This window comes from Planococcus sp. FY231025 (assembly GCF_052078085.1).
GTDB lineage: Bacteria > Bacillota > Bacilli > Bacillales_A > Planococcaceae > Planococcus.
The window spans coordinates 239,810-266,421 of the sequence record NZ_JBQJJG010000001.1 but is presented as its reverse complement, the minus strand read 5'-3'; the positions used below and the strand labels follow the sequence as shown (position 1 = coordinate 266,421).

23 protein-coding genes, 1 pseudogene and 1 riboswitch are annotated in these 26,612 nt (G+C 38.8%); of the genes and pseudogenes, 2 read left to right on the top strand and 22 right to left on the bottom strand.

The features are described 5' to 3' along the window. Positions 1-201: 201 nt before the first annotated feature. The 6 genes from ACTL32_RS01150 to ACTL32_RS01125 all read right to left on the bottom strand — a co-directional run bounded on the left by ACTL32_RS01150 (position 202) and on the right by ACTL32_RS01125 (position 6,662). A complete protein-coding gene (locus ACTL32_RS01150) occupies positions 202-1,476 on the bottom strand; it encodes a DUF5667 domain-containing protein (RefSeq protein WP_441339754.1) in 1,275 nt (424 codons plus the stop codon). 79 nt (positions 1,477-1,555) lie between these two features. Beyond that, a riboswitch (cyclic di-GMP riboswitch) is annotated at positions 1,556-1,639 on the bottom strand. A gap of 241 nt (positions 1,640-1,880) precedes the next feature. Continuing rightward, positions 1,881-2,417: a hypothetical protein gene (locus tag ACTL32_RS01145; RefSeq protein WP_441339753.1), complete on the bottom strand. Its 537-nt coding sequence runs from the start codon at positions 2,415-2,417 to the stop codon at positions 1,881-1,883. A 72-nt stretch (positions 2,418-2,489) separates the two neighbouring features. Continuing rightward, complete coding sequence (locus ACTL32_RS01140) at positions 2,490-2,747, bottom strand: hypothetical protein (RefSeq protein WP_441339752.1); 258 nt, start codon at positions 2,745-2,747, stop codon at positions 2,490-2,492. Positions 2,748-3,047: 300 nt separating this feature from the next. Next, positions 3,048-4,466, bottom strand: a complete 1,419-nt coding sequence (locus ACTL32_RS01135; RefSeq protein WP_441339751.1) for an alanine/glycine:cation symporter family protein — start codon at positions 4,464-4,466, stop codon at positions 3,048-3,050. A 229-nt stretch (positions 4,467-4,695) separates the two neighbouring features. Beyond that, entirely contained in the window at positions 4,696-5,985 is a 1,290-nt protein-coding gene (ilvA, locus tag ACTL32_RS01130; protein ID WP_441339750.1) for a threonine ammonia-lyase IlvA, read from the bottom strand. A gap of 194 nt (positions 5,986-6,179) precedes the next feature. Further along, positions 6,180-6,662, bottom strand: a complete 483-nt coding sequence (locus ACTL32_RS01125) for an alpha/beta hydrolase (RefSeq protein WP_441339749.1) — start codon at positions 6,660-6,662, stop codon at positions 6,180-6,182. Between ACTL32_RS01125 and ACTL32_RS01120 the strand changes: the two genes are divergently transcribed. Then, on the top strand, positions 6,573-7,424 hold the full coding sequence (locus ACTL32_RS01120; protein ID WP_441339748.1) for an acyltransferase family protein: 852 nt from the start codon (positions 6,573-6,575) through the stop codon (positions 7,422-7,424). The genes ACTL32_RS01125 and ACTL32_RS01120 overlap by 90 nt on opposite strands. A gap of 537 nt (positions 7,425-7,961) precedes the next feature. On the opposite strand, the gene ACTL32_RS01115 is transcribed toward ACTL32_RS01120, so the two are convergent. From ACTL32_RS01115 to ACTL32_RS01040, 16 genes and pseudogenes are all read right to left on the bottom strand, one after another. Then, positions 7,962-9,413, bottom strand: coding sequence for an O-antigen ligase family protein (locus tag ACTL32_RS01115; protein ID WP_441339747.1), 1,452 nt, complete (start codon positions 9,411-9,413; stop codon positions 7,962-7,964). A 110-nt stretch (positions 9,414-9,523) separates the two neighbouring features. Then, entirely contained in the window at positions 9,524-9,763 is a 240-nt protein-coding gene (locus tag ACTL32_RS01110; protein WP_441339746.1) for a hypothetical protein, read from the bottom strand. A 308-nt stretch (positions 9,764-10,071) separates the two neighbouring features. Then, positions 10,072-10,572 carry a hypothetical protein gene (locus tag ACTL32_RS01105; protein WP_441339745.1) on the bottom strand — a complete coding sequence of 167 codons (501 nt, stop codon included), beginning with the start codon at positions 10,570-10,572 and terminating at the stop codon, positions 10,072-10,074. 187 nt (positions 10,573-10,759) lie between these two features. Then, a complete protein-coding gene (locus tag ACTL32_RS01100) occupies positions 10,760-11,929 on the bottom strand; it encodes an aminotransferase class I/II-fold pyridoxal phosphate-dependent enzyme (protein WP_441339744.1) in 1,170 nt (389 codons plus the stop codon). A 19-nt stretch (positions 11,930-11,948) separates the two neighbouring features. Then, the gene (locus ACTL32_RS01095) at positions 11,949-12,599 is read right to left on the bottom strand and encodes an acetyltransferase (RefSeq protein WP_441339743.1); all 651 of its coding nucleotides are present in this window, start codon (positions 12,597-12,599) and stop codon (positions 11,949-11,951) included. Position 12,600: 1 nt separating this feature from the next. Further along, positions 12,601-13,206 (bottom strand): sugar transferase, encoded by a 606-nt coding sequence (locus tag ACTL32_RS01090; protein WP_441339742.1) that lies wholly within the window; start codon positions 13,204-13,206, stop codon positions 12,601-12,603. A gap of 12 nt (positions 13,207-13,218) precedes the next feature. After that, positions 13,219-14,460: a glycosyltransferase family 4 protein gene (locus ACTL32_RS01085; protein WP_441339741.1), complete on the bottom strand. Its 1,242-nt coding sequence runs from the start codon at positions 14,458-14,460 to the stop codon at positions 13,219-13,221. Beyond that, positions 14,457-15,626 carry a glycosyltransferase family 4 protein gene (locus ACTL32_RS01080; RefSeq protein WP_441339740.1) on the bottom strand — a complete coding sequence of 390 codons (1,170 nt, stop codon included), beginning with the start codon at positions 15,624-15,626 and terminating at the stop codon, positions 14,457-14,459. The genes ACTL32_RS01085 and ACTL32_RS01080 overlap by 4 nt, the downstream gene beginning before the upstream one ends. A gap of 25 nt (positions 15,627-15,651) precedes the next feature. Next, positions 15,652-16,965, bottom strand: coding sequence for a nucleotide sugar dehydrogenase (locus ACTL32_RS01075; RefSeq protein WP_441339739.1), 1,314 nt, complete (start codon positions 16,963-16,965; stop codon positions 15,652-15,654). Between the two features lie 32 nt (positions 16,966-16,997). Next, positions 16,998-17,861 carry a hypothetical protein gene (locus ACTL32_RS01070; RefSeq protein ID WP_441339737.1) on the bottom strand — a complete coding sequence of 288 codons (864 nt, stop codon included), beginning with the start codon at positions 17,859-17,861 and terminating at the stop codon, positions 16,998-17,000. A gap of 17 nt (positions 17,862-17,878) precedes the next feature. Beyond that, entirely contained in the window at positions 17,879-19,060 is a 1,182-nt protein-coding gene (locus ACTL32_RS01065; protein WP_441339736.1) for a glycosyltransferase, read from the bottom strand. Between the two features lie 62 nt (positions 19,061-19,122). Then, on the bottom strand, positions 19,123-20,535 hold the full coding sequence (locus ACTL32_RS01060; protein WP_441339735.1) for a lipopolysaccharide biosynthesis protein: 1,413 nt from the start codon (positions 20,533-20,535) through the stop codon (positions 19,123-19,125). 492 nt (positions 20,536-21,027) lie between these two features. Then, a pseudogene (locus ACTL32_RS01055) lies at positions 21,028-21,593 on the bottom strand (polysaccharide biosynthesis protein); the annotation flags it as partial. Positions 21,594-21,649: 56 nt separating this feature from the next. Continuing rightward, a complete protein-coding gene (locus ACTL32_RS01050; protein WP_441339734.1) occupies positions 21,650-23,479 on the bottom strand; it encodes a polysaccharide biosynthesis protein in 1,830 nt (609 codons plus the stop codon). A gap of 288 nt (positions 23,480-23,767) precedes the next feature. Next, a complete protein-coding gene (locus ACTL32_RS01045; RefSeq protein WP_441339733.1) occupies positions 23,768-24,469 on the bottom strand; it encodes a CpsD/CapB family tyrosine-protein kinase in 702 nt (233 codons plus the stop codon). Between the two features lie 3 nt (positions 24,470-24,472). Beyond that, the gene (locus tag ACTL32_RS01040) at positions 24,473-25,204 is read right to left on the bottom strand and encodes a YveK family protein (protein WP_441339732.1); all 732 of its coding nucleotides are present in this window, start codon (positions 25,202-25,204) and stop codon (positions 24,473-24,475) included. A 713-nt stretch (positions 25,205-25,917) separates the two neighbouring features. Between ACTL32_RS01040 and ACTL32_RS01035 the strand changes: the two genes are divergently transcribed. Beyond that, positions 25,918-26,607, top strand: a complete 690-nt coding sequence (locus tag ACTL32_RS01035) for a glycosyltransferase family 2 protein (protein ID WP_204890983.1) — start codon at positions 25,918-25,920, stop codon at positions 26,605-26,607. Positions 26,608-26,612 lie beyond the last annotated feature (5 nt).

The following is a 26,612-nucleotide window of genomic DNA, read 5'->3' as shown; positions in this document are numbered from 1 at the left end:
ATAGAAACAAGGTTAAAAGGAAGTTAATTTTTTTCTACCTAAAATAAATAAAGTGAGCACCAGCAGGAGAGCCTGACTCTATGCCAGCAAATTTTCGAACATTGGATTACATGCGCCAACAAAGAAAAAGCCCTCTAGCCGGTTTCCCGGCTAAGGGCTGCATGTTCTATCAATTGAATTTTTCGTCTTACAAACCCTCAATCAATCCTTAGGACTTTTCCCTTTGTCCTGTGACTCTTGCTTCTCGGGTTTACCTGCTTTTGGCTCTGCTTTCTTTTCGGGTTGAGCGGCTTTCGGTTCTGCTTGCTTCACCGGCGGAGCTGCCTTCGGTTCTGCTTTCTTCTCAGGCGGAGCGGCTTTCGGTTCTGCTTTCTTCACTGGCGCTGCCGCTTTCGGTTCTGCTTTCTTCACCGGAGGAGCCGCTTTCGGTTCCGCTTTCTTCACCGGTGGAGCGGCTTTCGGTTCCGCCTTCTTTACTGGTGGAGCCGCTTTTGGTTCTGCCTTTTTCACTGGCGGAGCTGCTTTCGGCTCTGCTTTCTTCGTTGTCTCATTTTTTACAATGGGTTGTGCTGGTTTTTCAGCGGATACATTTTTCTTTGTAGCTGTGCCCATTACCGAGAAGCTTTCACCTTCTTCTGTTTTTACTACCTCCGGCTCGGCCGAATCGGCAGCTTCTTCCTCAGGGCCTTCTGTGATGACATCTCCTGTTTCTGTTTCTGTTTCAGTTGTTTCTTCCTCTGTCGCTTCTTCTTCCTCTGGAGCTTCTTCTCCGTCAGATTCTTCAAGCTTCGCCAATTTCTTATCAATTTTACGTTCCAAGCGTTCCTGGGCCTTCACCACATTTTTCGCCAGTGCTTCTTTGGCCTGCGGATTCTCCACTTTCTCGAGTGCAGCTTGCAATGCCAGAAGGTTGGAACTGAATTTTGCTTCCAATGCCGCACGGTTTTCGTCGACCGGTGCCTCCTCGGATTCCTCAGCAGCTTCGCCTTCTTCTGCCTCTGGATCTGCCGGCTCATCACCAGCCTCATCTTCTGCGCTTTCTTCATCAGCAGCTGATTCTTCTGGTGCTGCCTCTTCATACGCCTTTAACGCTTCCTCTTGCTGGGCAATCGCCCGTTCCAGCGTTTCAACTGCGAGCTCTACTTCGCCTTGGGCAAACAAAGCCTCGGCTTCTTGAATCCGCTCTTCCACAAATGAAGCAAAGAGTTCAGCTTCCTTCACGTCATCGAACGTCAACGCAAGCTGCACATTCTCTTGCAGCTTTTTAATAAAATAGAACCAGTCCCCCGGCAGCTGGGCAGGTTCGTCCGTTTCAACTTCGTCAGGCGTTTCAATCCCTTCAGTCTCTACTGCTTCCTGCTCTTCTGCCTCGTGCCCGTCTGCGAAAACGAGGGTCGAGCCCAAACCGAACGCAGTTACCGTCGACACCAACCCCACCGCGAAATAACGCTGCATCTTCTTTTTACCCTTAACCAAAATAAAACCTCCCAAATCAAATTTGTATTTGAATCAGAAGAATTAAGAAATCAACCGGGAAAGTTTTCATTCATCATTCTTCAGCAGTCCAGCCGCCGTAGCACAAGGCTTTAGGCCTGAGACTTTGCGTCACTTTCTTTCGAAAGCTTTGCCTTTATTGAAATGAAGAATGGCGTTTACGTTGCCCTTGCTTTCGGCATCTAGAAAAACCTTTCTTTCACTAATTCTATTTTACTCCGAGAAGGTAAAAGTAGAATAGGTTTTAAGACCTTTTTTATTTCCTTTTATTTCATTTTAAAATTTTGTTTAATAATGAGAATTGTTTGCGTGCCAGGCACGCAAACAATTCTCCCTTTTTTCTAGTTTAGAGTTCTTCTTTGTTACCCATGAAGGAAGCAGCTCGCTTATAGTTTAAGATTCCCATCATCAGTAAGGGCGCCTTCTAACCTCAGGAATTCTTTAACCGCCCGCATATAGGAATCCGTGGCGCTTGGATGTTCATATTCACCAATCAAACCGGATTCGAATAAACTAGTTTTAAGCTGCATCAGTTTTTCTTGATCATCTATAGAAAGAGGTTGATCCGTATACTGCAGCTTTTCAATGATCGGCAAGTAGTTCCGTTCAAGGATGAGATGGGCGCCCCAAAAATACTGGAAGTCGGTTTCCTCAACCGAAACGTCCATCTCGGGATGCGACATATCAGAAGCGGCTGCGAAGGCATCTGATAGCGCCTCCAGTTTAAGCTTAATATATGTAGGGTCAGCTGAAATCTGTGCCGGACTCACCCCCATCATAAATCCGGCATTACGGGTAGTTTGTTCAAGGTTAGCAGCCAATTTCCCTTCATATATATCCTCCGCCTTCTGCCACTTATAGAGAAACCACCCGTTAGCCATTAATGAAATGACTAAAAACCAGGTTAGCAGTTTATTCTTCATCTACACTCACCTCTTTTATTCCATATTATAGCAAATAAGAAAGAGCGTCCCAACGGACGCTCTTCACTCTACTTATTTTACCAGCTCAACAACTACTCCTTCACTTCCATCTTCTTTGGCCTCTTTCGAAAAACTCATCGCTTGGTAACGCTTCTGGAGTTCTCCGTCCGGCTCCTCGAAGATGATCGCTAAAGGACGTAATGCGATGTGCTGATCGATTTCAGCAAGTTCATTCAGTATTCCAGACTCATTGGTTTCGAAGTACTCCTTCACTGCGCTTAACTCCTCCGCACTAACCAAATCTTCAATCGCTTGTGTATTTAAATCCATCCTATCCCTCTTTCCACAATCGAATTGTCTGCATAGCTACGATGCATCCTCTTCTTTTCTTATTCCCTAACCGACTGGAAACATGCTCATAAAATGCCTTTTAAATCGAGCCTTAAACGGGAAGAGACACTGTCATGTCCCCCCCTTCCATCAGCAGCGCTATTTTCCGATGGAAACCGCTCCCCTCCTCGCACTCATCCGAAAACGATGAATCTCTCAGGTTCCTGACACAAAATAAGCCTTGAACCCTCCTACTCGGGAGTTCAAGGCTTTCATACTTTTTATTCAGCTGGGATCGCGTTAATATTCATAACCCTCTCTCGCTGCTTTTCTCGCTTTTTTCCGTCTCTTCTTTTTCTGGTCTTTCTTATAATACTCTTCCGATGTGAAAAACTCGGTCGTCAGCGCCTTCACTTTCCCGCTCAGCAGCAGGATGGCGATGACGTTCGGAATGAGGATCGCCGCGAGCATGATGTCGAGGAAGCCCCAAATCACTTCGGCTGCACCGACAGCTCCGAAGATGACAGCAAGGATATAAACCACCTGCATGCCGTGAGAAGCTTTTGTGCCGAACAGGAACTCTGCCTGCTTGGCACCGTAGAACACAACGACCAGGATCGTTGAGAGGACAAAGAATATCAAGGCGATGGTGACAAGAATTGCACCGAATTCACCGAAATAGGATTCAAATGCCAGGCTCGTCAACGCAGACGAATTGTCCATTGCCCCTTCGCCCGTCCAAACACCAGATGACAAAATCACAAAAGCGGTCGCAGTACAGACAATCAGCGTATCGACGACCACGCCGATGACGGCCCAGAACCCTTGTCTCACGGGATGGTCTGTCATGGCCGCTGCGTGGGCAATCGGTGCTGTCCCAAGCCCTGCCTCATTGGAATAAAGTCCGCGGGCAAAGCCCCAGCGGATCACTTCGACAATCGCTGCACCGGCAAATCCGCCCATGACAGGCGCCGGAGAAAAGGCGTTGCTGAAAATCAGCTTGAAGAATTCCGGCACTGCGCTGACGTTCATCACGAGAATTACGACTGCGCCACCGACATAGAACAACGCCATGAACGGAACGAAAATCTCCGTCACCTTGCCGATCCGCTGGATGCCGCCGAAGACGACAACTGAAATCAGCACAGCGGTTGCAATGCCCGTCCAAAGGGCAGGAATCGCGAATGTCGTTTCCACCGTGCGGGCGATGGAATTCCCCTGCACCATGATGCTCGGAATCAATTCGATCATCAACGCGAATGAAAACCAGACGCCAAGCCATTTCAAGTTCAAGCCCTTTGTCATGTAATACATCGGCCCGCCGACAAACTCCCCTTTGGCATTTTTCTCGCGGTATTCAACAGCGAGTACGCTTTCAGCGAATTTGAGCGCCATGCCGATCAGCGCAATGACCCACATCCAGAACACCGCGCCGGGCCCGCCGAACATGATCGCCGCCGGCACACCGACAATATTCGCTGCGCCAATCGTGGAAGAAAGAGCAGACGTCAGCGCCTGAAACGGCGTAACCGTCCCCTCCCCTTTCGGTTTCTTGAACACACTGCCGAACGTCTGTCCGACGATATAGCCAAAATAACGGAATTGAAAAAATCCAAGTTTAAATGTCATGTAAAGACCTGATAACAGCAACATCGTGATGAGCGGGATGCCCCATAACCATGCCGAGAAATCAGCGACTCCTTGTAAAAAACGATTCAACTTCTTTCCCCCTATAATATTTCAGTATATGAAATGTTTCCCTTGGGAAAGATACTTTAAACTTGAATTAAGAAATTCCTTAAAAAATATGAAGAAAACTTGAAGCAGGTGTAAGGGAGCATTGGAACAGAACATAAAGAAAGGTATTTCCTGAACCCCTCTAAGGAGCCGGAAATGCCTTTTGTTCAAATCATATGCTATATCACTATCACTTGAAGATGACTTACTTTCAAATCAGCAAGTTGAACAACGTTGGGTCATTATTGATTTCCTTATACGGAAATCCGTTTTCATTCATCCGTTTTAAAAGGGGCGCATAGTCTTCCCGGCACTTCAGTTCGATCCCCACGATAACAGGGCCGGCTTCGCGGTTGGTCCGTTTGGTGTATTCGAAATGCGTGATATCGTCCTGCTCCCCCAACACCTGGTCCATAAATTTGCGCAACGCGCCGGCACGCTGGGGAAAGGTGACGATGAAGTAATGCTTCAGTCCTTCATAGATCAGCGATTTCTCTTTGATTTCCTGCATCCGCTCGATATCATTGTTGCCGCCGCTGATGACACAGACTACGTTTTTCCTTTTGATTTCTTCCTGATAGAAATCCAGCGCGGCCACCGACAATGCCCCCGCCGGTTCCGCGACAATCGCATTTTCGTTATACAATTGAAGAATGGTCGTGCAAACTTTCCCTTCTGGCACAAGGGCGATATCATCTAAAACGCCACTGCAGATCTCCACCGGCAACTCACCGACCTGCTTGACAGCTGCGCCATCTACAAATGTATCAATCGAATCGAGCCGGGTCACTTTGCCATGGTCGAGCGATGCCTTCATAGAGGCAGCTCCCGCCGGCTCCACGCCGATCAGTTTCGTAGAAGGGCTGATTCCTTTTAAATACGTTCCGATGCCGGACGCCAATCCGCCGCCGCCGATCGCACAAAACACATAATCCGCAGGCTCCTGCATGTCGTTCAAGATCTCCACGGCAACGGTGCCTTGGCCGGCAACAACCAGTTTGTTGTCAAACGGATGGACAAAGACCTTTTCCTCGGCTGTACAGTATTCCATAGCCGCTGTATAGGAATCATCGAACGTGTCACCTGTGAGCACCACCGATACATACTCGCCGCCAAAGCGCTTTACTTGGGAAACTTTTTGGCTAGGCGTGGTCAGCGGCATGAAAATCTTCCCTTCGATTCCCAGCGCAAAGCAAGAATACGCAACACCTTGGGCATGGTTGCCGGCGCTCGCACAAACGATTCCTTTTTTCCGTTCTTCGAGCGTCAGACTGCGGATGAAGTTATAAGCGCCACGCAGCTTGAACGAGCGCACCACTTGCAAATCTTCCCGTTTCAAATAGACGTTGCAGCCGTATCTGGCAGAAAGAAGGTCGTTCCGCTGCAGCGGCGTTTTGATCACGACATCTTTAAGCGCCTGATTTGCCACCATAATCTCTTCCACAGATACTTTCGACAACGTTGTGTTTCTTTCCAATTCTTCGATGTTGCTTCTAGCCATAGATGTCACCTTCTTAATTTAGTATTTCCTTACTCTAACACAATATATTGCATATTTGAAAAGAATATTTCGACAATAACATTGCTGATCTTGAAAAAGCCAAAGAAGCCTTTCCTCAAGCAGTTGGTGTCTGCTGAAAAGGCTTCTTTAGACAAGGAACATTGAGGTTTCTAAGTGCAGCCTGCAGGTGTGACTCAATTTACTTTCTCTTTTTTGTTCTTTCCTTTCCCTTTCTCCTTCTTCCACAGATGATTCTCTACAAAAGTAGCATAGAGCAGATGCCAAGCTTTCCAGTCATGCGCAGCAGGAACTTCAACATAGGCGTGTTCAATCCCCTCTTCATTCAGCGCAGTATGAAGATTTTGCACAGGTTCGATCAAGTAATCCCAAATACCGACGCCTACCATGACGGAAGGATTGTCCAGGTTACGGTATGTTCCGATGTTGCTCAGTTCATCCCCTGTTACGGCATAACTCCAAATGCCAAAATACGCAAAGTCATCCGCATGATTGAAGTACATCCGGTTAGCGGTCATTCCACCCATCGATAACCCAGCATAAGCACGGCCCGCGGGCTCATCCGATACATGGTAGTTCGCTTCAACATAAGGCATGATGTATTCGAACGGGTCTTCTTCTATTCGTTTATAATCCCATTTCAGGTCCTGATTGTTCATGGTGACCACCACAAAGGGTTCAGCTTTTCTGTATTGTCAAACAGTAAAAAAGATAAGATATGGTTCGCTCAAATGCTAAGGGGGGTTGCCTGTCTTATCATTGTTTATTTTCATTACTTCGACCTTTTTTGGTCCAAGCACGATAGGCTCATCGAATTGGCAAATGTAAATCAGACTAGTTTCAGTTCTAATTTGTTCATTTTAGACATATCTAGTTTTTTAGAAGGATTGAATATAAACCTTGGTGCTGTCGGAGTATCTTTGTTTTTTATAATTAGTGGCTTTGTAATCCCTTTTTCGTTAGCAAATTCAGGGAAAATCGAATTTTTAATTAAGCGCTTCTTTAGAGTGCTGCCGCCATATGCTGTAGGTTTGATTTTAACTACACTGACTGTATTGATTTATTCAAGAGTAAACAATTTGAAATTCCCTTATACGGTTGTAGACTTTATTGCTAATCTCTCTTTACTAAGAGATTGGACAGGTTTACTGACGATTGATGGTATCAACTGGACTTTAGAAATGGAATTTAAGTTTTATTTCTTAATAGCGATCCTCTCGATATTCTTCGGTATCAGAAGTAGCAAAGCACTGATAATCTCATCCTCTTTGTTATTTACCAGTTCTCTTTTATTTAGTTTCACTTCAGATTCCATAAATGTTTACATCACTCAAATTTTATCTGTATTATCGAATTCTGCTATATACCTTACGTTTATGATGATTGGAATTTGTTATTATAACTACTTCAAATCAAACTAGAAATCAGTCAAATTTATTACTATGGTTTTCTTTTTACTTGCTTTAACTATTTCAAATATGTATTTAAGAATTCCTGATTCCTTCTCTTCTTATTCTGTAAATTATGTGTTAGTTTTAGGAATATTTTCCATCTTCTATTTGCTAAGAGACAAGCTTTCGTATAATCCTTTGCTCAATTTCTTTGCAAATATAAGTTATCCAATGTATGTTATCCATGCAGTCATTGGTTAGATACTAATTACAGTATTTTATACTATTATTCCAAACCCATACTTGTTGATTACCATGGTTTTCCTTATCATTAGGTTAGCTTCTTACTTACATCACAAGTATATTGAATTACCTTCAAGTGAAATCGGCTACAACACCGCAGCTTTTGTAAGTAACTTTAGAAAAAAGAAAGAAATAAAATCCGCAAAAAACAACCTGTTTAATGAGGTTGTTTTTTTTGTACGATAAAATATTAATATTCTAATCCTCTCATTTTTTTATTCTTTCTTAAGAAAATCTTCAAAAAAAGTTTAAATACTTTTGAAATTAAATCTTGTTAAAGTTTTTCGGAATTAGAGAATTTTTCATATTCCTCTTTTGTTGCCTTTCAATAGCTGCAACTCTTGAGGTATCTTCATTATTATTGCCAGATTTGCTAACAATGATTCCTACTACAAGAATTATTAGAGGCATTAACTGCAATTGTTGGAAGACTGACATTGAAATCATAGCCCCCGCAAATACAATCAGCAATCCTTGTACTGTATTATTTTGAAAGTTTATTTCAGAGCTATTCATTTTTCCTAATCTGTGATACATAGCGATAAAGAAGCACAATAATAAGAACGTACCAACAACACCATAAGTAGTTAATATTAACAACCACTCATTATCAAATGTGATGTTTAACTTGCTTGCTGGTCCCATCCCTAAAAGAATGTGATCTCTAGTATAATCGTTAAAGATATTTCCCCAGATTTGAAGGCGTGTTTGGAAACTACTATCTGTTGATAAGTCATCTAAACCACCAATCCTGAAAAAGAATCGGTCCGGTGCAAATTGCAATCCAACAATCATTATCAGGGGAACAAAAAATAATGATTTAAGAAATGTTTTTTTTCGTTTTGACTTAATAAAAATAAAAAGCGATAGGAATAAGATTAAAACGATAGTTGCAATTAAGATAGTTCGAGACATAGTAAATGTCATTACTACAAAAAAGAAGGTTAATAAAACAAGGTAGCGTTTTTTGTAACTGCTAAAGAACTGACTGTAGCTTAAAGCAATCCCAACTAATAGAGCTGCAGCAAATATATTAGGATTTCCAAACGTTCCGACTACTCTGCTAAGTGTTTCTGTGCCGTATTTGTCTATATTAGAAACGAAATAAGGAGTTAGCCAAGTATTAATTGCTAATACATTAAAAAACTGCAGTATTCCAAAAATCGCTGATATAAGAATGGAACTTAAAATAATCTTTAAAGATTTTTGTTTTTCAGGAACCGCCATTTTAATATTTACTGCAACCAAAAGAATAAGCAATAATTTCACATTTTTATAAACTTCCAGCCAATCTCTGTGAGAATATAATTCAGGTGATTGAAAACTTGTAATCAAAATTGATATTGCAATCCAACCTATAAATAATAAATATAACCTAGCAAATATCGGTAATTGAAAAGTGAAGTTCTTATCTTTCTTCAGACTGAGCATAGTTAAAAAGATCAACGCTCCAAAAGCTAACCATAAATCGTCAAGCTTTACAGCCGGTAGTCCCGGTAAAGGTATAATGGGCGATAAGATAATGAAAGGAATCATTATGTAGAGATATGATACTGAGTTAATTTTTCCAGTTAAAAAAAAGAAATATAATAAAATTGCTGCTACCCCCCCTATAACTAAGAAAGATATTTTTAAATCATATAGTGATATGACAAGCAATAATACAGCGATAAAAAACGCCATAGTAAGAATTTGATACTTTTCTGTTTTGACCATTGAATTAAACCTCTTTTACGATTGATTATTCTTAATCTACACTAAACCAATGGTCAAAACAATACAATGAAAAAAGAAAATATTTACAAGTTACTCACGCTTTTAAATTTCTATTCTATAGTCCCAACATCTATTGCTTTAGTTGTGACTTTAATTAACCTCATTGTAACCATACCAGCAGCATTGATCCGACAAATGAATAAAACGCCACCGCGCAATGTAACATGGGGCTCATCATATTCTTTCCTACTATAATAAACAGAACTGTTAATTGCTACATCTTTATAGTTATTTGCTGGTATAGTTACAATATTTAAAGATATATCATTTATAAGTATCTCAAAATCCATGCGACTCTAACTACTCCTTGTAGAACCGGTATAGTAGCGTGAGTCTCTTGTACCTTCTACCTTGACAAATTCTTAATAAAGTAACATGTTTTTAAAAAAGAAATGAGGAATAATTATGAAAAATGGATATTAAGAATTTTGTTTTTAGCAATAATAGTTAGTTTAGTAATCGCCTATCAGTTAATTAAAAATAATGATTACTTAAATAGATGTCACTAGCATCAATAATTAGTCTAATTATTCTGATTTTATACAGATTATTAAATCTCAATAAATTTTAAGTTCTTTTTACTTTCTTCCATTTACTGCTAAAAAAATTTTTTTCTACGATAAGCCGGAAAAAAATCTCCATCTAAACCTACTTTCATCGCAATACAAGCATTCTCGTAAAGTTGTGAATTCCAAATCTTTTTTCCAGTACATATATTAGTACTATCAGTAGTTTCTTCGATGCACTCTACTTCATAGCAACAAACAAAATCAACCATATTCGAGAATACCGAATTAAAATATACCAACTCACTTATGATATTATTCTCTTCACAATAAACTTGAAAAGCACGCTGAAACTCATCTACTAGTTCCCATTTATCTTCTTCATTACAATCCGAGATTTTCGGGCCGCCATAGTGAAATGGTGTAGTTAAATCATAATATGTCTTCCCATCAATTTTTACGGGAATTTCTTTTTTGAAAAATTGATGTTTAATTCTACCCTTAGAATGATTAAATTCAAAGGCTTTAACATTCCCATCGATTCTAGTTTCATCTATATAAGAATAATCTTGATCGATAAATAAGTTTTCCAATAGTATGCCCTCTTTTCTGCTATAGAGTGGATTGATATAAATAGAATTTTTATATGATAATTCCATCCTAATCGCAGCAGGTTAAAAAGAAGTTAAAGTATCTGAATATTAAATAATATAAAGAAAAAAAGCGTCTTTCAATCAGCCGATGAATGACTAAATGAAAGACGCCTTCCTATTTTACATTTTACTCAGCAGAATGATATGCATATTTCTCTATGCCTAAAACTGCAATCACTTTATCAATTACTCGTTGCTGTTGTTCAACCGTCATATTGGATCCACTCGGCAAGCAAATACCTTGTTCAAACAAGCGCTCACTTACTACATTATCTTCACTATGCGCATAGAAAGCGCTGCCTTCAAATAATGGCTGTAAGTGCAGAGGTTTCCAAACAGGACGGGCTTCGATATTTTCTTTGCCCAGCGCTTCAATCAACTCATATGGAGTTGTGGTGATTTTTTCTGGATTCAACGTCAAAGTCGTAAGCCAACGGTTGCCGTATGTGTTTTCAAGTTCCGGCATAAAGTCGATTCCTTCTACACTGCCAAAAGCTTCTACGTAACGGTTAAAGACTGCTCTTCTTGCATTAACCCGTTCATCCAACACCTCAAGTTGGGCACGGCCCACCCCTGCAAGGATGTTACTTAAACGATAGTTATATCCCATGGTGCTGTGCTGGTAATGAACAGCAGCGTCTCTCGCTTGAGTAGCGAGGAATCTTGCCTGTTTCAATGCTTCTATATCATTCGATACAAGCATTCCACCACCTGAAGTGGTAATGATTTTGTTGCCATTAAACGAGAAGACTCCAAACTTACCAAATGATCCACTTGGTTGGCCTTTGTAAAAAGTACCCAATGATTCTGCTGCATCTTCTACGATTGGAACTCCGTATTCATCACATAAATCAACCAATTCATCCATCAAGGCGCTTTGCCCGTATAAGTTCACAATTATAACAGCTTTTGGCAATTTGCCCCTTTGCTTAGCATCCTTCAATGCTCTTTCCAAAGCAACGGGCGACATGTTCCAAGTCTTTTCTTCTGAATCGATAAAGACTGGCATTGCTCCCATATATAGAATCGGATTCGCACTTGCGATAAAAGTTAATGTAGAACAAAATACCATATCACCTTTTTGGACATCTAATAGTTCCAATGCCAAGTGAAGTGCTGCGGTTCCTGAACTGGTGGCTGCTGCATCAGTCATTTTTACATAGTCAGCAATCTCCTGCTCAAAACCATCAACATTCGGCCCAAGCGGTGCAATCCAATTTGTTTCAAATGCATATTCTATATAAGACTGTTCTTTCCCGCTCATATGCGGAGAAGATAAGAAAATTCGTTCTGTCATTATCGCACTCGCTCCCAATTTATCGGTTTATGGTTTTCGCCGCGTTCTGTTCCGTTTTAATCGTACGTGCAGGGACACCTACTGCAGTCGAATGCTCATCCACGTTATCAATTACAACGGATCCTGCACCAACTACGCTCCACTGGCCAATCACTTTCGTCGGAATGACAGTGGCACCCGCGCCAATATGAACCCCTTCACCGATCTTAACTCCACCGGTTATCATAGCACCAGGAGAAACGTGGGCATAATCACCAACGATACAGTCATGCTCAATGACAAGACGTGTATTCAAGATGGTGTGATTGCCGATAGTAGCAGCGGCATTCACAATAACTCCTGGCATTACAACTGTTCCATGGCCGATCTTAGCACTTGGACTGACGATGGATTCTTTATGGATGATTGTTGCATATTGATCGTCATCTAAAGCGAGACGGTCCACAATCTTCTTTCGAATTGCATTGGATCCAATGGCAATGACGACTTTGGCCTTTTCTTTTTCAATCAACCCTTTAACTTCAGAAACTGGCCCAAGCCAGCATCCATCTTCTTGAAACAATTCGGCATATTTGTCATCTAGACGTGCTATAACGTTATCTCCATTTGAAGTAACATTGTCTGCAATCACTCTTGCATGCCCGCTATCTCCTATTAATATAATATTCACTTTAGGGCCTCCTGGATGTTGAATTTCCTTTAAACTTCGTCATTGTTGCCTGACCATCTTGAGAAATGCCTTCTGACTTAAACACCTTCATGACAGTCATGATTAAAATCTTCATATCCAACAGAAAAGATTGATTATCCACATACCAGACATCATACTCAAACTTCTTCTCCCATGTGATGGTGTTTCTCCCGTTAACTTGAGCCCATCCGGTAATGCCAGGAGGTACTTCATGACGACGCATTTGAGTCTCATTATATAGACTAATATATTCCATTAATAGAGGACGTGGACCTACAAAACTCATGTCTCCTTTAAAGACATTCCATAACTGGGGCAATTCATCCAGGCTTAACTTCCTAATAACCTTGCCTAACGAAGTCAAACGAACATCATCGGAAAGTAAATTACCGTTTTCGTCCCGCTCATCATTCATTGATCGGAATTTGTAAAGATAAAAAGGAATTCCATTTATGCCAGGCCTCTGTTGTTTAAAAAGCACCGGTCTACCTATATAAATTAATATAAGAAATTCAGTTAAAATAATAATTGGCGAAAGAGAAACTAACAAGATAAAACTTATAACAATATCAAAAGCTCTTTTCATGAGAAACTCCAGTTATTCGTTTGATTCATTTAGAACACCTTTGTATGCTAATTTTTTTTCATTTACAATATTTTTTATTAAATCATGATAATCAGAATATATTACGTTTGAAGAAAAGTTTTCATCAAAAGTTCTTTTTGCATTCATAGAAATTTGATTGTATATGTCTTTACTTTCGTATAATTTTATTACGCAATTATAAAGGCCCATCACATCTTTTTCTTTATAAACTAAACCAATGTTGTGCTTTTCTATTAAGTCAGAAGAAGGGCCAGGCAGACAAGAGAGGACTGGCAAACCATTGGCCATATACTCGTAAAATTTATTTGGAATATTCATTAAGAAATTTTTAGTATTTTTATAAGGTGCAATTCCAATATTTGCGTATTTCAAATAGCTTGCTAATGTTTTACCGTCTAACCATCCCGTAAAATAAACGTTTGACAATGGATACCGTTTTTCTAAATCTTGTCTTTTGTCCCCATCTCCAATGAAGTAATACCTAATTTTTTTATCTCCCGTTTTTTTAGCTACTTCCATAATTGTTTCCAAATCAAAATGTATACCTATTGTACCTACAAAAACTAGATTAAAATATTTTTCTTCTAAAGGATTCTTTGCATCTGTATTTATAACTTTAGGATAACCGATTGGAAAAACTTTATGTTTCTCAGTGTTATAAATTAATTCACCCTTTTCTAGGGACCATTCTAAATATTTTTCTGTTATAGCAGTTATTGCTGTAGCATTTTGGAATATCCATTTAAGTTTGACATTAAAACTTCTAAAAAAAATTTCTTTACGGAAAAAGGATATAGGAATTAAATCTTTAAAAACATCCGGCCATAGATCTCTTACATCTATTATTACTGGAATATTATTTTCTATACCAAATTTCACCGCTTTATAAGCGAAATCTATAGTTGGCATTGAAGAAATTATTATATCTGGCTGATTTTCCGATAATTTCATTCTTTCTTCTAACTGTTTTCCGATTTTATGATGATTTATGACTCTTTTAATACTTAAATTCTTAGAATAAGTATTTCCATTAAGAAATATAAAATTTATATCTTTGTTAGAAATACTACTAATTTCTTCAAAATTTTTCAAAGCATGATTGAAATTAGAGGTCCACCAGGTGACTGAATCCTCTCTATTTATACAAGCAAATGCAATCATACCCATCCTATAAACTCTACTTTTTTCATTTAAAGGAAGTTGTTCCCCATGTTTTAAGATCCAAATATTCAAGAAAGAAAACTTCCCTTCGAGGAAGACAGTTTGAAAGAATTGCTATTATACATATTTATGTATTCATTCTTTACATTCTTCCAATTAAATTTTTTACTATAAAAAAGACAATTCTTCGAAAGTTGAGTATAGTTTTCTTGTACTTTTATTATTCTGTTTGCAATCATCTTTATATTGAATGGTTCAACTGCATAACCAATACTTCCATCTGGGAAATAACCGTCAATAGCTTGAGATTCTGAATAAATTACTGGCAATCCCCTACTCATCGCTTCAATATATACTAATCCAAAAGTTTCTTTTATAGAAGGCATAATGAAGATATCACTCTTATCCATTAACTCTTTTAAATATGTTTTATTTTCATTAAATCCATGAAATTTAACTTGTTTTTGAATCTCTAAGCTTTTTACCATTTCTTTCAATTTAAATTCATAATCCCCAGATCCTACAATGTTCAACGAGACATTTATCTTTCTTTGTTTTAATAAAGAACAAACCTTTAAAATTGCTTCTATATTCTTATTCTTATTAAGTGCACCAATATATATAAGTTTTATAGGATTAAAATTTTTCAATGTAAATTCTGGTTCTTTTGTGTCTAACCAAAATTGGTCAATTCCATTTGGTATTACTTTACACTTATACTCAATTTTATTAACTATATGTTTAGGAAGTAATTCCATCGTTTTATCCATATAAGCAGGAGATAAAAATATAATACCTTCTGCTTTTAACAACACTTCAATCATAAACTTTCTAAGATGCAAGCCATATTTCCAAAAAATATTAATATCAGTATTTCTTACATTGACAATATATTTTTTCCCATATTTTTGATTAAGTAAATATGCAGTTCCCCCATCACTATAAACAGTGTGTGCATGTATAAAGTCTATATCTTTTTCGATATTTAATTTCTTTTCAATATTCAAACATTGTTTTTTTATCTTCTTCATGTAGAGTATGCGATCGCAAGGAGTTAATATCTTCTCATAATGAAAACTAATATTTCCATCTAGGTTTAGCTTATTTTTCCCAATCATCATTTCATTTTTAATGGGTATATAGATTTCTTGTGAAACTCCTTCTTTATAAATTTCGTTAAATAAATTACTATATAATTTATTTCCTATATAGTATGAACATATATGTAGTAGTTTCAAAATTATTCATCTCCATATAGTTTCTTTATAAACTCCAATGAACATAATTTTCTTTTTGATACTCTGATTTATTAAGAACGCCTTTAACGTCAATAATTATTTTTTCCTTTCCATTATAAAATCCGTTAAAATCATTGATACTATAATTCTCAATAAACTCCTTATGAGGTACTGCCAGAACTACTGCATCAACTTGACGCAGTTCTTCTTTAGAAACAATATTTAGGTTATATTCTCTATTTACTTCGCTTGCAGAAACCAATGGATCATGTACCACAACTTCTACGTTGTATTCTTTTAATTCGTTAATAATATCAATAATTTTAGAATTTCTAACGTCTCCACAATTTTCTTTAAAGGCTATTCCTAATATCGCTACTTTTGCTCCTTTAATTGGGTTACCTGATTTGATTAATTTTTTTATCAAATTTTCAGCTACATATTTTCCCATATTATCATTAATTTTTCTACCCGCTAAGATGATTTGTGAGTGATAACCTAACTGCTCTGCCTTATAAACAAAATAATATGGATCCACTCCGATACAATGCCCGCCAACAAGACCAGGTGTGAAATTCAGGAAATTCCATTTTGTATTTGCAGCTTCTAAGACTGCTCCAGTTTCTATATCCATTTTATTGAAAACCATGGAAAGTTCGTTCATAAACGCGATATTTATATCGCGTTGAGAATTTTCAATAACCTTAGCTGCTTCTGCTACTTTGATACTTGGAGCTCTGTGGACACCAGCTTCTATGATTGATTCATATAAACTTGCTACTTTTTCTAAAGTAACTTCGTCTGATCCAGAAACTATTTTTACTATATTAGTTAATCTATGAACTTTATCACCTGGATTTATACGCTCAGGGGAGTAACCAATTGTAAAGTCCTTACCAAAAACTAAGTTAGACTCTTCTTCTAAAATAGGTAAACATATCTCTTCAGTAGTTCCAGGGTAAACAGTTGATTCATAAACTACAATTGAATTCTTTTGCAAATTTCTACCTACAATCTTGCTTGCTCCAATTACAGGGTCTAAATTCGGTGTTTTATCGCTATTAATGGGAGTTGGTACCGCTATAATATGAAAATTACAATTTTTAAGCATATCCTCTTGAGAAGTAAATATTACTGTTGAATTTTTTAGTGCTTCATCTCCCACCTCATCAGTAACATCTCTTCCACTTAAATATTGATCCAATTTACTTTGATTTGTATCAAAACCAACTACATCATATTTTTTTGCTAATTCCACTGCTAAAGGAAGACCCACATACCCTAATCCAATAACAGATACTTTTACGTCTTTATAGAAATTGTTTTTTTCTTTTAACATCCTAATTCTCCTCTTTGTAAATTATTAAAATTTCATTTTTTAATATTACTCAAATGAAATAGAAACTCTTCTCTCAGTTTTTTATATGAATAATTTTCTTGAATAAATTCAGCTCCACTAAAATTTGGACTTTTTAAATTCAAGATTTTTTCAACTGCAGCTTCCAATTCAATTAAATTATTTGCTTGAATTGTATAGGGTGATTGATAAGTCCAAATAGCATACCGCCCTCTTAACACGCCCTCTAACACTGTTCCAGCCATTGCATCATGAATTGGGATTCTTATTACGCCATTAGAATCTTCATAAATTTGATTCATTTCTTCTTCACTAACCCACCCATGGTAAATAACATTATTAAGTAAAGGCATATTCTCGCCATTATTAGCGACAATCTGTAATTTCATATGAGGGTTTCTTTTAGCAAATTCGAAAATAATCTTTGAGCCATAAAACTCGTGTCTTTCATTCGGTAAGTATGTCACTAAAGAAAACTCTTTTGGTAAAGGCTTTATCTCTACTTCCTTTATTAACCTTGTTGGTAGATAAACAACTTCCGACTTTATTCCTATTGCTTCTAACTCATCTTTTACATGAGGAGCTGCCGCCCAATTAGTAATATGAAAAAATTTATTTACTACTTGAAGTAATTTTCTTTTGAAAGTAATTTTTTTCCCGCCCGCACTTATATAATAAATGTCACTGCCAATCCAATGTACTATAAGCTTTTTCCTAAAAAACACAGATTTTAAAAAGACTTTTAAACCTTTTTTTGAAATTAGATTTAAACCAAAGTTTATATATATTTTTTCACTATGTTCATTTCCTGAATTCACCTCACTATCCACTATTTCTTCGACTATCTTATTTATTCTTGAAGTTCCGATTATCTCCATTATAGCCACCTTATTTTCTAATTATGAATTGAATCAGAGAGTAATCTGTGATATTTGTCTACTGTTTCTTCTTCTGTATAATTTGATATAGTTTTATGCATGAAAGATATTAAATTTTCCATCTCCAAAGAATTCATACTAAAGATTTCATTTAAAATTCTATTTAAACTTTCAACGTCTCTTGGTATACATAGGAATCCATTGACTCTATTTTTTACTATTCCATCAATTCCATTGTTAAAAGCTCCTATTGTAATACACCCTTTAGCCATGGCTTCTAAGTAAACTAAACCAAAACTTTCTGGTTCACTAACCATTATAAAAATATCTGATCCTTCTAATTCTTTATAAACTTTTTCTGTGTTTTGATGCCCTAAAAAAAACACTTTATCGGTAATTCCTAATTCACTAGATAACATTTTAAGTGCTTCTAATTCTTTTCCTTCTCCTAAGATTTTATACTCCCAATCTATTGTTTTTTCAATTTTAGATAGAGCTTTTAAATTAATATCAATATTTTTTAAAGTAATTAATGAAGCAACTGTAATAAACTTAATTTTCCTTTTATGGTTTTTCCACGAAAGTTGTTTACTTTTAAAAACTTGGAGTGGTAGTATTCTCTTTTTATCTATACCAGATAAAAGTAAAAAAAACTTATCTTTGTATTCCGGGAATAATTTACACATTTCATAATATATACTGTAAGATCTACATCCAATCTTTATTCCTGCTTTTAATACGTCTGTATAATATAAGGATTTTTTATTATTCCTTAAAATTCTAATATCCGATTGGTGTAGGCCGATTATTAATGGTATCTTATTCTTTTTTGAAATTTCTAACCCTACTTTAGCACAGTGTAATCTATGTGCAATTACTACATTAATGTTGGTAAGAGATGTTCTTTCTAGAATTTTATGCGCTAAATTTTTATGAAAGTAGTAATTCGTTTTTGGTATCTTCCAAAAAGGTAGTAAATGAACTCTAGTATTATTGATACAAATTGATTGCTTTTTTGATTTATTCATTTGCAAATATTTTTTATATTCTATAGGCATCATTAAAGGTCTTGTTACTTCTATTTTAATTTTTTGAAGCTCGTCCATTTTTCTAAAGATGTTATACAAAGCTTTAGTATTCTTGTCCTCAGCTAAATTTTCTTGGGAAGGATATAGATTTGAAATCAATAGTATTTCCAATTTCTTAACTCCTAAAATTTTTTTAACTTTTTCAATTGCAATTAATTGAACACAATGGGGTATCATATTTCTTTAATACTTTTTATATTTTTGTTCACAAAGTTTATCGCAGTAACTATTTCTTCTTTAAATAATTTTTGTAATAAAAATAACAGAAAAGCAGCGCCTAACCATTGTAGATAATCACTATTTATCCAAAGATCAAAAATTATCCACATTATCAATAAACTTATTATTGTGAATGTTTGCTTGAATTTAATGTCGAAATTGAAATATTTTAATCCGAAATATGTCCGACTAAAATAAAACGAAGTATAGGCAAGTCCAACGGATAACGCTGCTCCTTCCATTCCAAATTTAGGAATTAAAATAATACTTAAAATTACATTTATAAATAATGCAATACCTGTCACCAAAATATGTATATGGGTTTTTAATGAAAAATTAATACCTTGTACTGTAGTCTCTGACATTGTATACATAATTGGCATAAGTACTAAAGCCGGTATAACTGAAGATGCATTTTTGTATTCAGCTCCTAAGAACAGTACTAGTATATCCTTAAGAAGAATTACTAGAATCGCTACCGTAATCATTACTATAGTCATAATTTTAGATATATCACTAAAAAATTTTCGATTATTTGGTTCATTTTTATATTGTTCCAAACTTACTGGTGCCCAAAAAGTTGCAAATGAAGTCTGCAATATATTTAGAACTGCAATTAATTTAAATCCTGCAGAGTAAATACCTAACTCCTCGCTTGAGCCCCAATAATTCAAAAAGAATTTATCAAAGGATTGAAATAGCAAGGCCATTAGTGTAGACAACATTAAAGGCAAAGAATACCTTACTAAATCAACCGATTGTTTTTTTTCAAGTTCTTTATCATCAATTAACCAAAATGATTTAGACAGCCCTAAGGAAATTATTGATAACACTAACATAGTAGTGATACTACCAAATAAAATTGAATAATGTGAAGGTGAAACAAAAAAAGCGAAATTAATTATAAACACAAATTCTAAAAACTTTTGTAATGCTAATATTAATGAATACCGATAACCAAACTGCAACATTCTAAGAATTAAATTAGAGAAACGGAATAAAACATAACTAAATACATAAAGCGAAAACAGAAAAGCATAGTTTCCCTGAGGTGATACATAATTCGATATTTCTCCTTCAAACAAGTTTAAAAGAAGATTTAAAAACCCTAGTATCATAATAGATATAAAAAAGGTTTTTTTTAGTAGGTTTTTTTTTCTAGAAGTATAAAAAAAACGTACAAATGCTTGATCAAGACCAAAAACCGTAATTATTCCTAATAAAGATCCTATTGTTAGAAAAATGGTTGCTACACCGTATTCAGCGGGTTCAATAATCCTTGTTAAAATTGGAATACTAATAATTCCTATCATTGCAGCTAATAAGCTGCCTATAGAAAAGGAGAACAATTTTTTAATAAGTTTCAAATCAATTCCTTCTTTGCGTAAATATACTTAAGACACTACTACCTACAAATAATATTATTACAGTTTTTTAAGAGAACTTTATATTATCATTGATAAAAAATAATCTGTCACTTGTTTTACTTCCGATGTTTTAATAAGTTCAGTTTCAGGAACAATTGCATCTACAGCTAAAATATAAATTTTCAGCAATTTTACTGCTACCGTTAATCTCTCATAGATGAATAAAATGAAATAATATAAATTGATTTAGTTTTTCAAATTATGTTAGTCAAATCCATTTGAGCAAGTGAACACCCAGTATGAAAATTTCAAGTACCGAATTCTTGGTTATCTTTCTTAAAAGGTTGAATTTTAGAAAAGAATATATTTGTTTTAAGAAAAGCTAGAACCCCTCCTAAAACTATTAGAGTGGTTAGGTCTATTGAAAAAGTAATCACCCTTTTAACCATTGATAACATAAGCATCACCTTTCTAACAAAATTTTATAAAGAATTATATATTGCTAACTAAAAAAGTAGAAGCTTCTACATTATTCGATTAGCCAACCCTACTAGTGTCTGCTTAATTTCTTCATTGGTCATTTCAGGCAGCTTCTCCAACACATACATCAATTCCAACTCACTAGCCGGGTTCGCTTTCCCAATATAAATCTTCGGAAACACTTGCTTATTTTGGATTTCATCTTCATTTAACAGCTCTTCAAACAATTTCTCACCAGGACGTATGCTTGAATACTTTATTACAATCTCATCTTCCGTATACCCAGATAACCGAATCAAGTTCTTCGCAAGATCGACAATCTTCACCGGTTCACCCATATCGAGGACGAACACTTCTCCGCCTCTTGCAAGCGATCCTGCCTGAATGACCAAGCGCGATGCTTCAGGGATTGTCATAAAATAACGTGTCATTTCTGGATCTGTCACTGTAATCGGTCCACCCACTGCGATTTGTTTCTTAAACAATGGAATTACCGAACCTCGTGAACCTAGTACATTCCCGAAACGCACGGCAACAAATTTTGTATCGCTGCGCTTCGCCAGGTTCTGAACGATCATTAAAGTTGCTTAGTTTACGGATGTACAAAATGAAATGGAAAAGAATGTTGGATCAATCACATGGTACTTACCAGCATTTTCTCGCCAACATTCTTCCGATTTGCAAGAGCTACCAAAACCTTTTTAATTTCTTCGTTCGGCATCTCCGGCAGCTTCTCTAACGTATAAAACAATTCTAACTCACTAATCGGATTGGCTTTTCCAATATATATCTTAGGAAAAACCTGTTCCGCTTGGATTTCATCTTCATTCAGTAGTTCTTCGTATAACTTCTCTCCAGGACGAATGCCGGAGTATTTGATTTCAATATCATCTTCTGAGAAACCGGAAAGCCGGATCAAGTTTTTCGCAAGATCCACAATCTTTACAGGCTCGCCCATATCAAGGACGAACACTTCCCCGCCTCTTGCAAGGGATCCTGCTTGTATTACTAAACGGGATGCTTCCGGAATTGTCATAAAGTAACGTGTCATTTCTGGATCGGTCACCGTAATAGGTCCACCTACTGCAATCTGACCTTTAAATAGTGGGATAACAGAACCACGTGATCCAAGTACATTTCCGAAACGGACCGCAACAAACTTCGTATCGCTCCGTTTCGCCAAGTTCTGAACAATCATCTCGGCGAAGCGTTTGGATGCGCCCATGACGTTCGGCGGGTTGACTGCTTTATCTGTCGATACCAAGACGAAGTTCTTCACGCCTGTAATATGCGCGGCATTTGCGACGTTCTTCGTGCCGTGGATGTTGTTCTTAACGGCTTCAGTTGGATTGATTTCCATGAGCGGTACATGTTTGTGCGCCGCTGCGTGGTAGACAACGTCCGGCCGATGTTCATTCATAACGTTGATGATGCGGTCGTAGTCCTGGACGTCTGCAATGATTGGGATGAGTTCGGTGCCTTCTGCGACCGTCTTGCGCAGTTCCATATCGATTGTGTAGATCGAGTTTTCGCCATGTCCAAGGAGCAAGAGCTTTTTCGGACCGAAGCGCATGATCTGCCGCGAGATTTCCGAACCAATCGAGCCGCCGGCGCCAGTGACGAGGACTGTCTTGCCGGTCAGCTGGTCTTTGATTTTATTCATATCGAGTTGCACTTCGTCGCGGCCAAGGAGGTCTTCGATCTTGACGTCTTGGATGTCGCTGACGGACAACTTGCCGGTCATGATGTCTTCGATGAGCGGGATGGTTTGTGTGCGGACGCCGAGGTCCATACATGCCTGTATGAGTTCCGCCGTCCGCACTTTGGTGAGCGACGGAATAGCTATGATGATGTTTTCGATGCGGTGCTCTTTGACAAGTTCCGCAATGTTATCAGTGCTGCCGTGCACGCGAATGCCGTGAATCTCGAGGCCGCGCTTGTGGCGGTCGTCGTCGATAAACGAGACTGGAAGCAGCCCACGGTCCGCATTATGCAGGAGCTGGCGCGCGACAAGCGTGCCGGCCTGCCCCGCTCCGATAATCATCGTGCGTTTCTGTTCCGGCGCCTTTTTGCCGGTGATCGTGTCGCGGAATAAACGCCATGATAGGCGCGATCCGCCGATTAGCAACAGGTGCAACATCCAGGTGATTGCGAGTGCACGGAATAGAACGTCGCCGAATACTAAAAACTGCACGATACCGAGTGTGAAGACGGAGAACGATACTGCTTTAAAGATGGAGGTCAATTCGCCGATGGAGGCGTATTCCCAGACTCTCCGGTACAAGCCGTAATAAAGTGAGAATGCATGGTGTGCAATGAAGATGACAGTGGCACACACCAGGAGAAACTTGCTCTCGAACGGATTGGTCCACGGATGGAGAATGAAATAGCCGATGAAGATAGAGAAGAAGACAATCAGCGAATCGACCCCGAATAATAAGGATATGCGCTTTCTAAGAGACAATGGGGTCATTCCTTTCCAGGGATATAAGGTCTTTTGTCATAGGACAATTGACTAATACACCTATTTTAACATACTAATATATGGCAAAGATAGACTTTTTTCGGCAAAAAAATACTTTTTATGTAGGTTTTAGATAGTGAAGGACTTAGTGTGCAGGCAATCATCACGAAAACCATGAATAAGACCTAGTATTTTTGTATAACATTAATGAATTCAATAGATGGTATGTAAAAAGTCCTCGTTTTCGCAAATCGGCAAAAAAAGAAAAGCAAAAAGGGAAGGCCCCTTTTACTTTTCGGCTCCATAGTATTGGTAGTAGTAATTATCTTTTGGCAGGATGAAGTTGTTCAAGACAGCTCCGATCAGGCGGCTGTTCGACGATGTAATCGCTTCCTTCGCCTTAAGTGCCATCTCTTTTTCAGTTGTGCCGGAATTGACCACCAGGATGGTGCCTTCACATTTATTCGCGAGGATCTGTCCGTCGGTAACCGATAGAACAGGCGGTGCGTCGAAGATGACTAAATCGTAGCGGTCTTTTAGTTCGCCGATGAGCGCGTCCATCGATTTTGATGCGAGCAGCTCTGCCGGGTTCGGCGGGATCGGGCCGCATGTGAGTAAGTCGAGGTTTTCGACAACTGTCGGACGGATGGCGTCTTCAATCGACGTCTGGCGCGTCAGGACGCTCGACAATCCTTGGGAGTTCCCCATGTGGAATGTGTAATGCGTCGTCGGTTTGCGCATGCCGCCGTCAACGAGCAGGACGCGCTTGCCTTCCTGGGCGAATACGACTGCGAGGTTCGCAGACGCAGTCGACTTCCCTTCAGAAGGGGCAGCGGACGTCACGACGAGCGAACGGATGTCGCCGTCAGCGGACGAGAAGTTGATGTTCGTGCGCAGCGTACGGAATTGTTCCGCAACGTACGAACGCGGGTTGGTATATGTAACCACTTTGCGGGCGGTTTCCTGGAGTACTTTTTTCTTTCGTGCCATCGACTACGCTCCCCTTCTTCTAGGTGTGGTGTTGCTTGCTGCTTTCTGGATGTTCGTCTCTTCCTGGATCGGCGAGATGACGCCAAGGACCGGTACGCCGAGGACGTCTTCGATGTCTTGGTCGTTCTTAATAGAAGTGTCAAGATATTCAAGCAGGAACGCGATGCCAACGCCAAGCATCAAACCGACAACGGCGGCAATCGCCATATTCAGCATCGGGTTCGGTGCGACCGGTACCGGGTTGTCTTTCAACACGGCCGGCGACAGGATCGAGACGTTGTCGACGTTCATCAGTTCAGTGATTTCAGTCTGGAAGACGTTCGCCGTAGTGTTCGCGATATCGACCGCTACTGCCGGATCTTCGTCCTGAACAGCAACGTTGACGACTTGTGAGTTCTCAGCGTTCGAGACGGTAATTTTCTGGTTCAATTGGTCCGCAGTCAAGTCGAGGTCAAGCTGTTGAGCGACCTGATCTAGGATGGCCGGGCTTTTAATGATGACGGAATATGTATTGATCAATTGAAGGTCGGCTTGGATGTTCTGGTTGATCACTTGCGACGCTTCCACTTTCTCCTGGTTGACGAGGATCTGCGTCGATGTTTCGTAGATCGGAGTCAAGAGGGTGTAGCTGATGACACCGGCAATGATGACAGCGAGAACGGTCAAAATGGCAATCAGGCCGAGCCGTTTTTTCAGCGTGGTGAACAATTCCTGTAGCGAGATGGTCTCTTCCATGTGTCGTGAAAACTCCTTTTGGGCTTAAATGTTTATCTCAGTATAACATGAAGTTCTTTGGATAATGAGGTTTAATTTGGAAAAAAGTATAGATAGTTATTCCTGAATTGGCAAAAAAACAGGATTATACTATTAGAACAGGATTTTATGACTAGTTAAGTCTACTAAAGAATATGTATAGTTATTGAAGTCATCAATAATTTATTATTTATTTAAGTTAGTTCTTTTCATTGAATTAATGTAGGGTTAATTGGCCGCTTCGGCTCTTTGGGCGGGGCTTTCGCAAGAAGCCAGGCATAGACCGCCTGTCTTCTTGCTTTGCTTCGCCTCGCCCTTGGCGCGCCGGCGCTGAAAGGTTCTCTGCAATCTTTTATTTATATCTGCTGGTTTTCGTTTTACTCGGCCGTGAGGCTGAGTCGATTTAGCACCGCCTTCCCCGTCCTATTTCCTGTTTTTATCCCTTCATTTGAAAGACAGTTCTAGCTGCACGCTATCTTTAAATAATCATTACACCCTCCTGCCTCTTTCGCTACAGGCGATATCACTTGAAGCAAACCGCTTCACGAAGCACAGTTTTTTATTAAAATGCGCATTTTTCTGAACTGCCGGTCTATCGCATACGCCGGGAAAATAGCTTATAATGATATATTGGCATGACTTCCATGCCCAAGCGTTCTATAATGTACGTACTATGGTAAAGGGGCTTTTCTGTAATGACTTCTAATATATTGATCATCGTTCCGGCGTATAACGAGGAGCAGGCGATCGTTGACACCGTCAAGCAATTGGAGCAGTTCGCCGAATACGATTATGTCGTAGTGAATGACGGCTCCACCGACCGGACAAAAGAGATCCTGGAACAGCATAATTTTTCGCACGTGACGCTTCCCGTGAACCTGGGGATTGGCGGCGCAGTGCAGACGGGCTACCGCTACGCAGCGCAGCACGGCTATGACTACGCGATCCAGCTTGACGCCGACGGCCAGCACGACCCGGAAGACCTGCATCATTTGGTGTCCGAGATGAAGCGGCGCAATGTCGACATGCTGATCGGCTCGCGTTTCCTAGAAAAATCGAATTACAAAGGCAGTTTGACGCGCCGTACGGGCATCCTGTATTTCAATTACCTGCTGCGGATGATTTCGCGTGTCCACATCACGGACCCGACGTCCGGCTACCGCATCGTCAACCGCCGCGTCATCGAGTGGTTCGCAAATGACTATCCGGTTGATTACCCGGAAGTCGAAGTGATCGTCAAGCTCGCGCGCAAACGATTCACAGTCGAAGAGACGAAAGTCGAAATGAACGCCCGCCAAGGCGGTGCGTCGTCGATCACGCCGGTGAAATCGATCTACTACATGGCGAAAGTAACTTTCTTTTCGCTGATTCGTTCATATATATAGGAAGG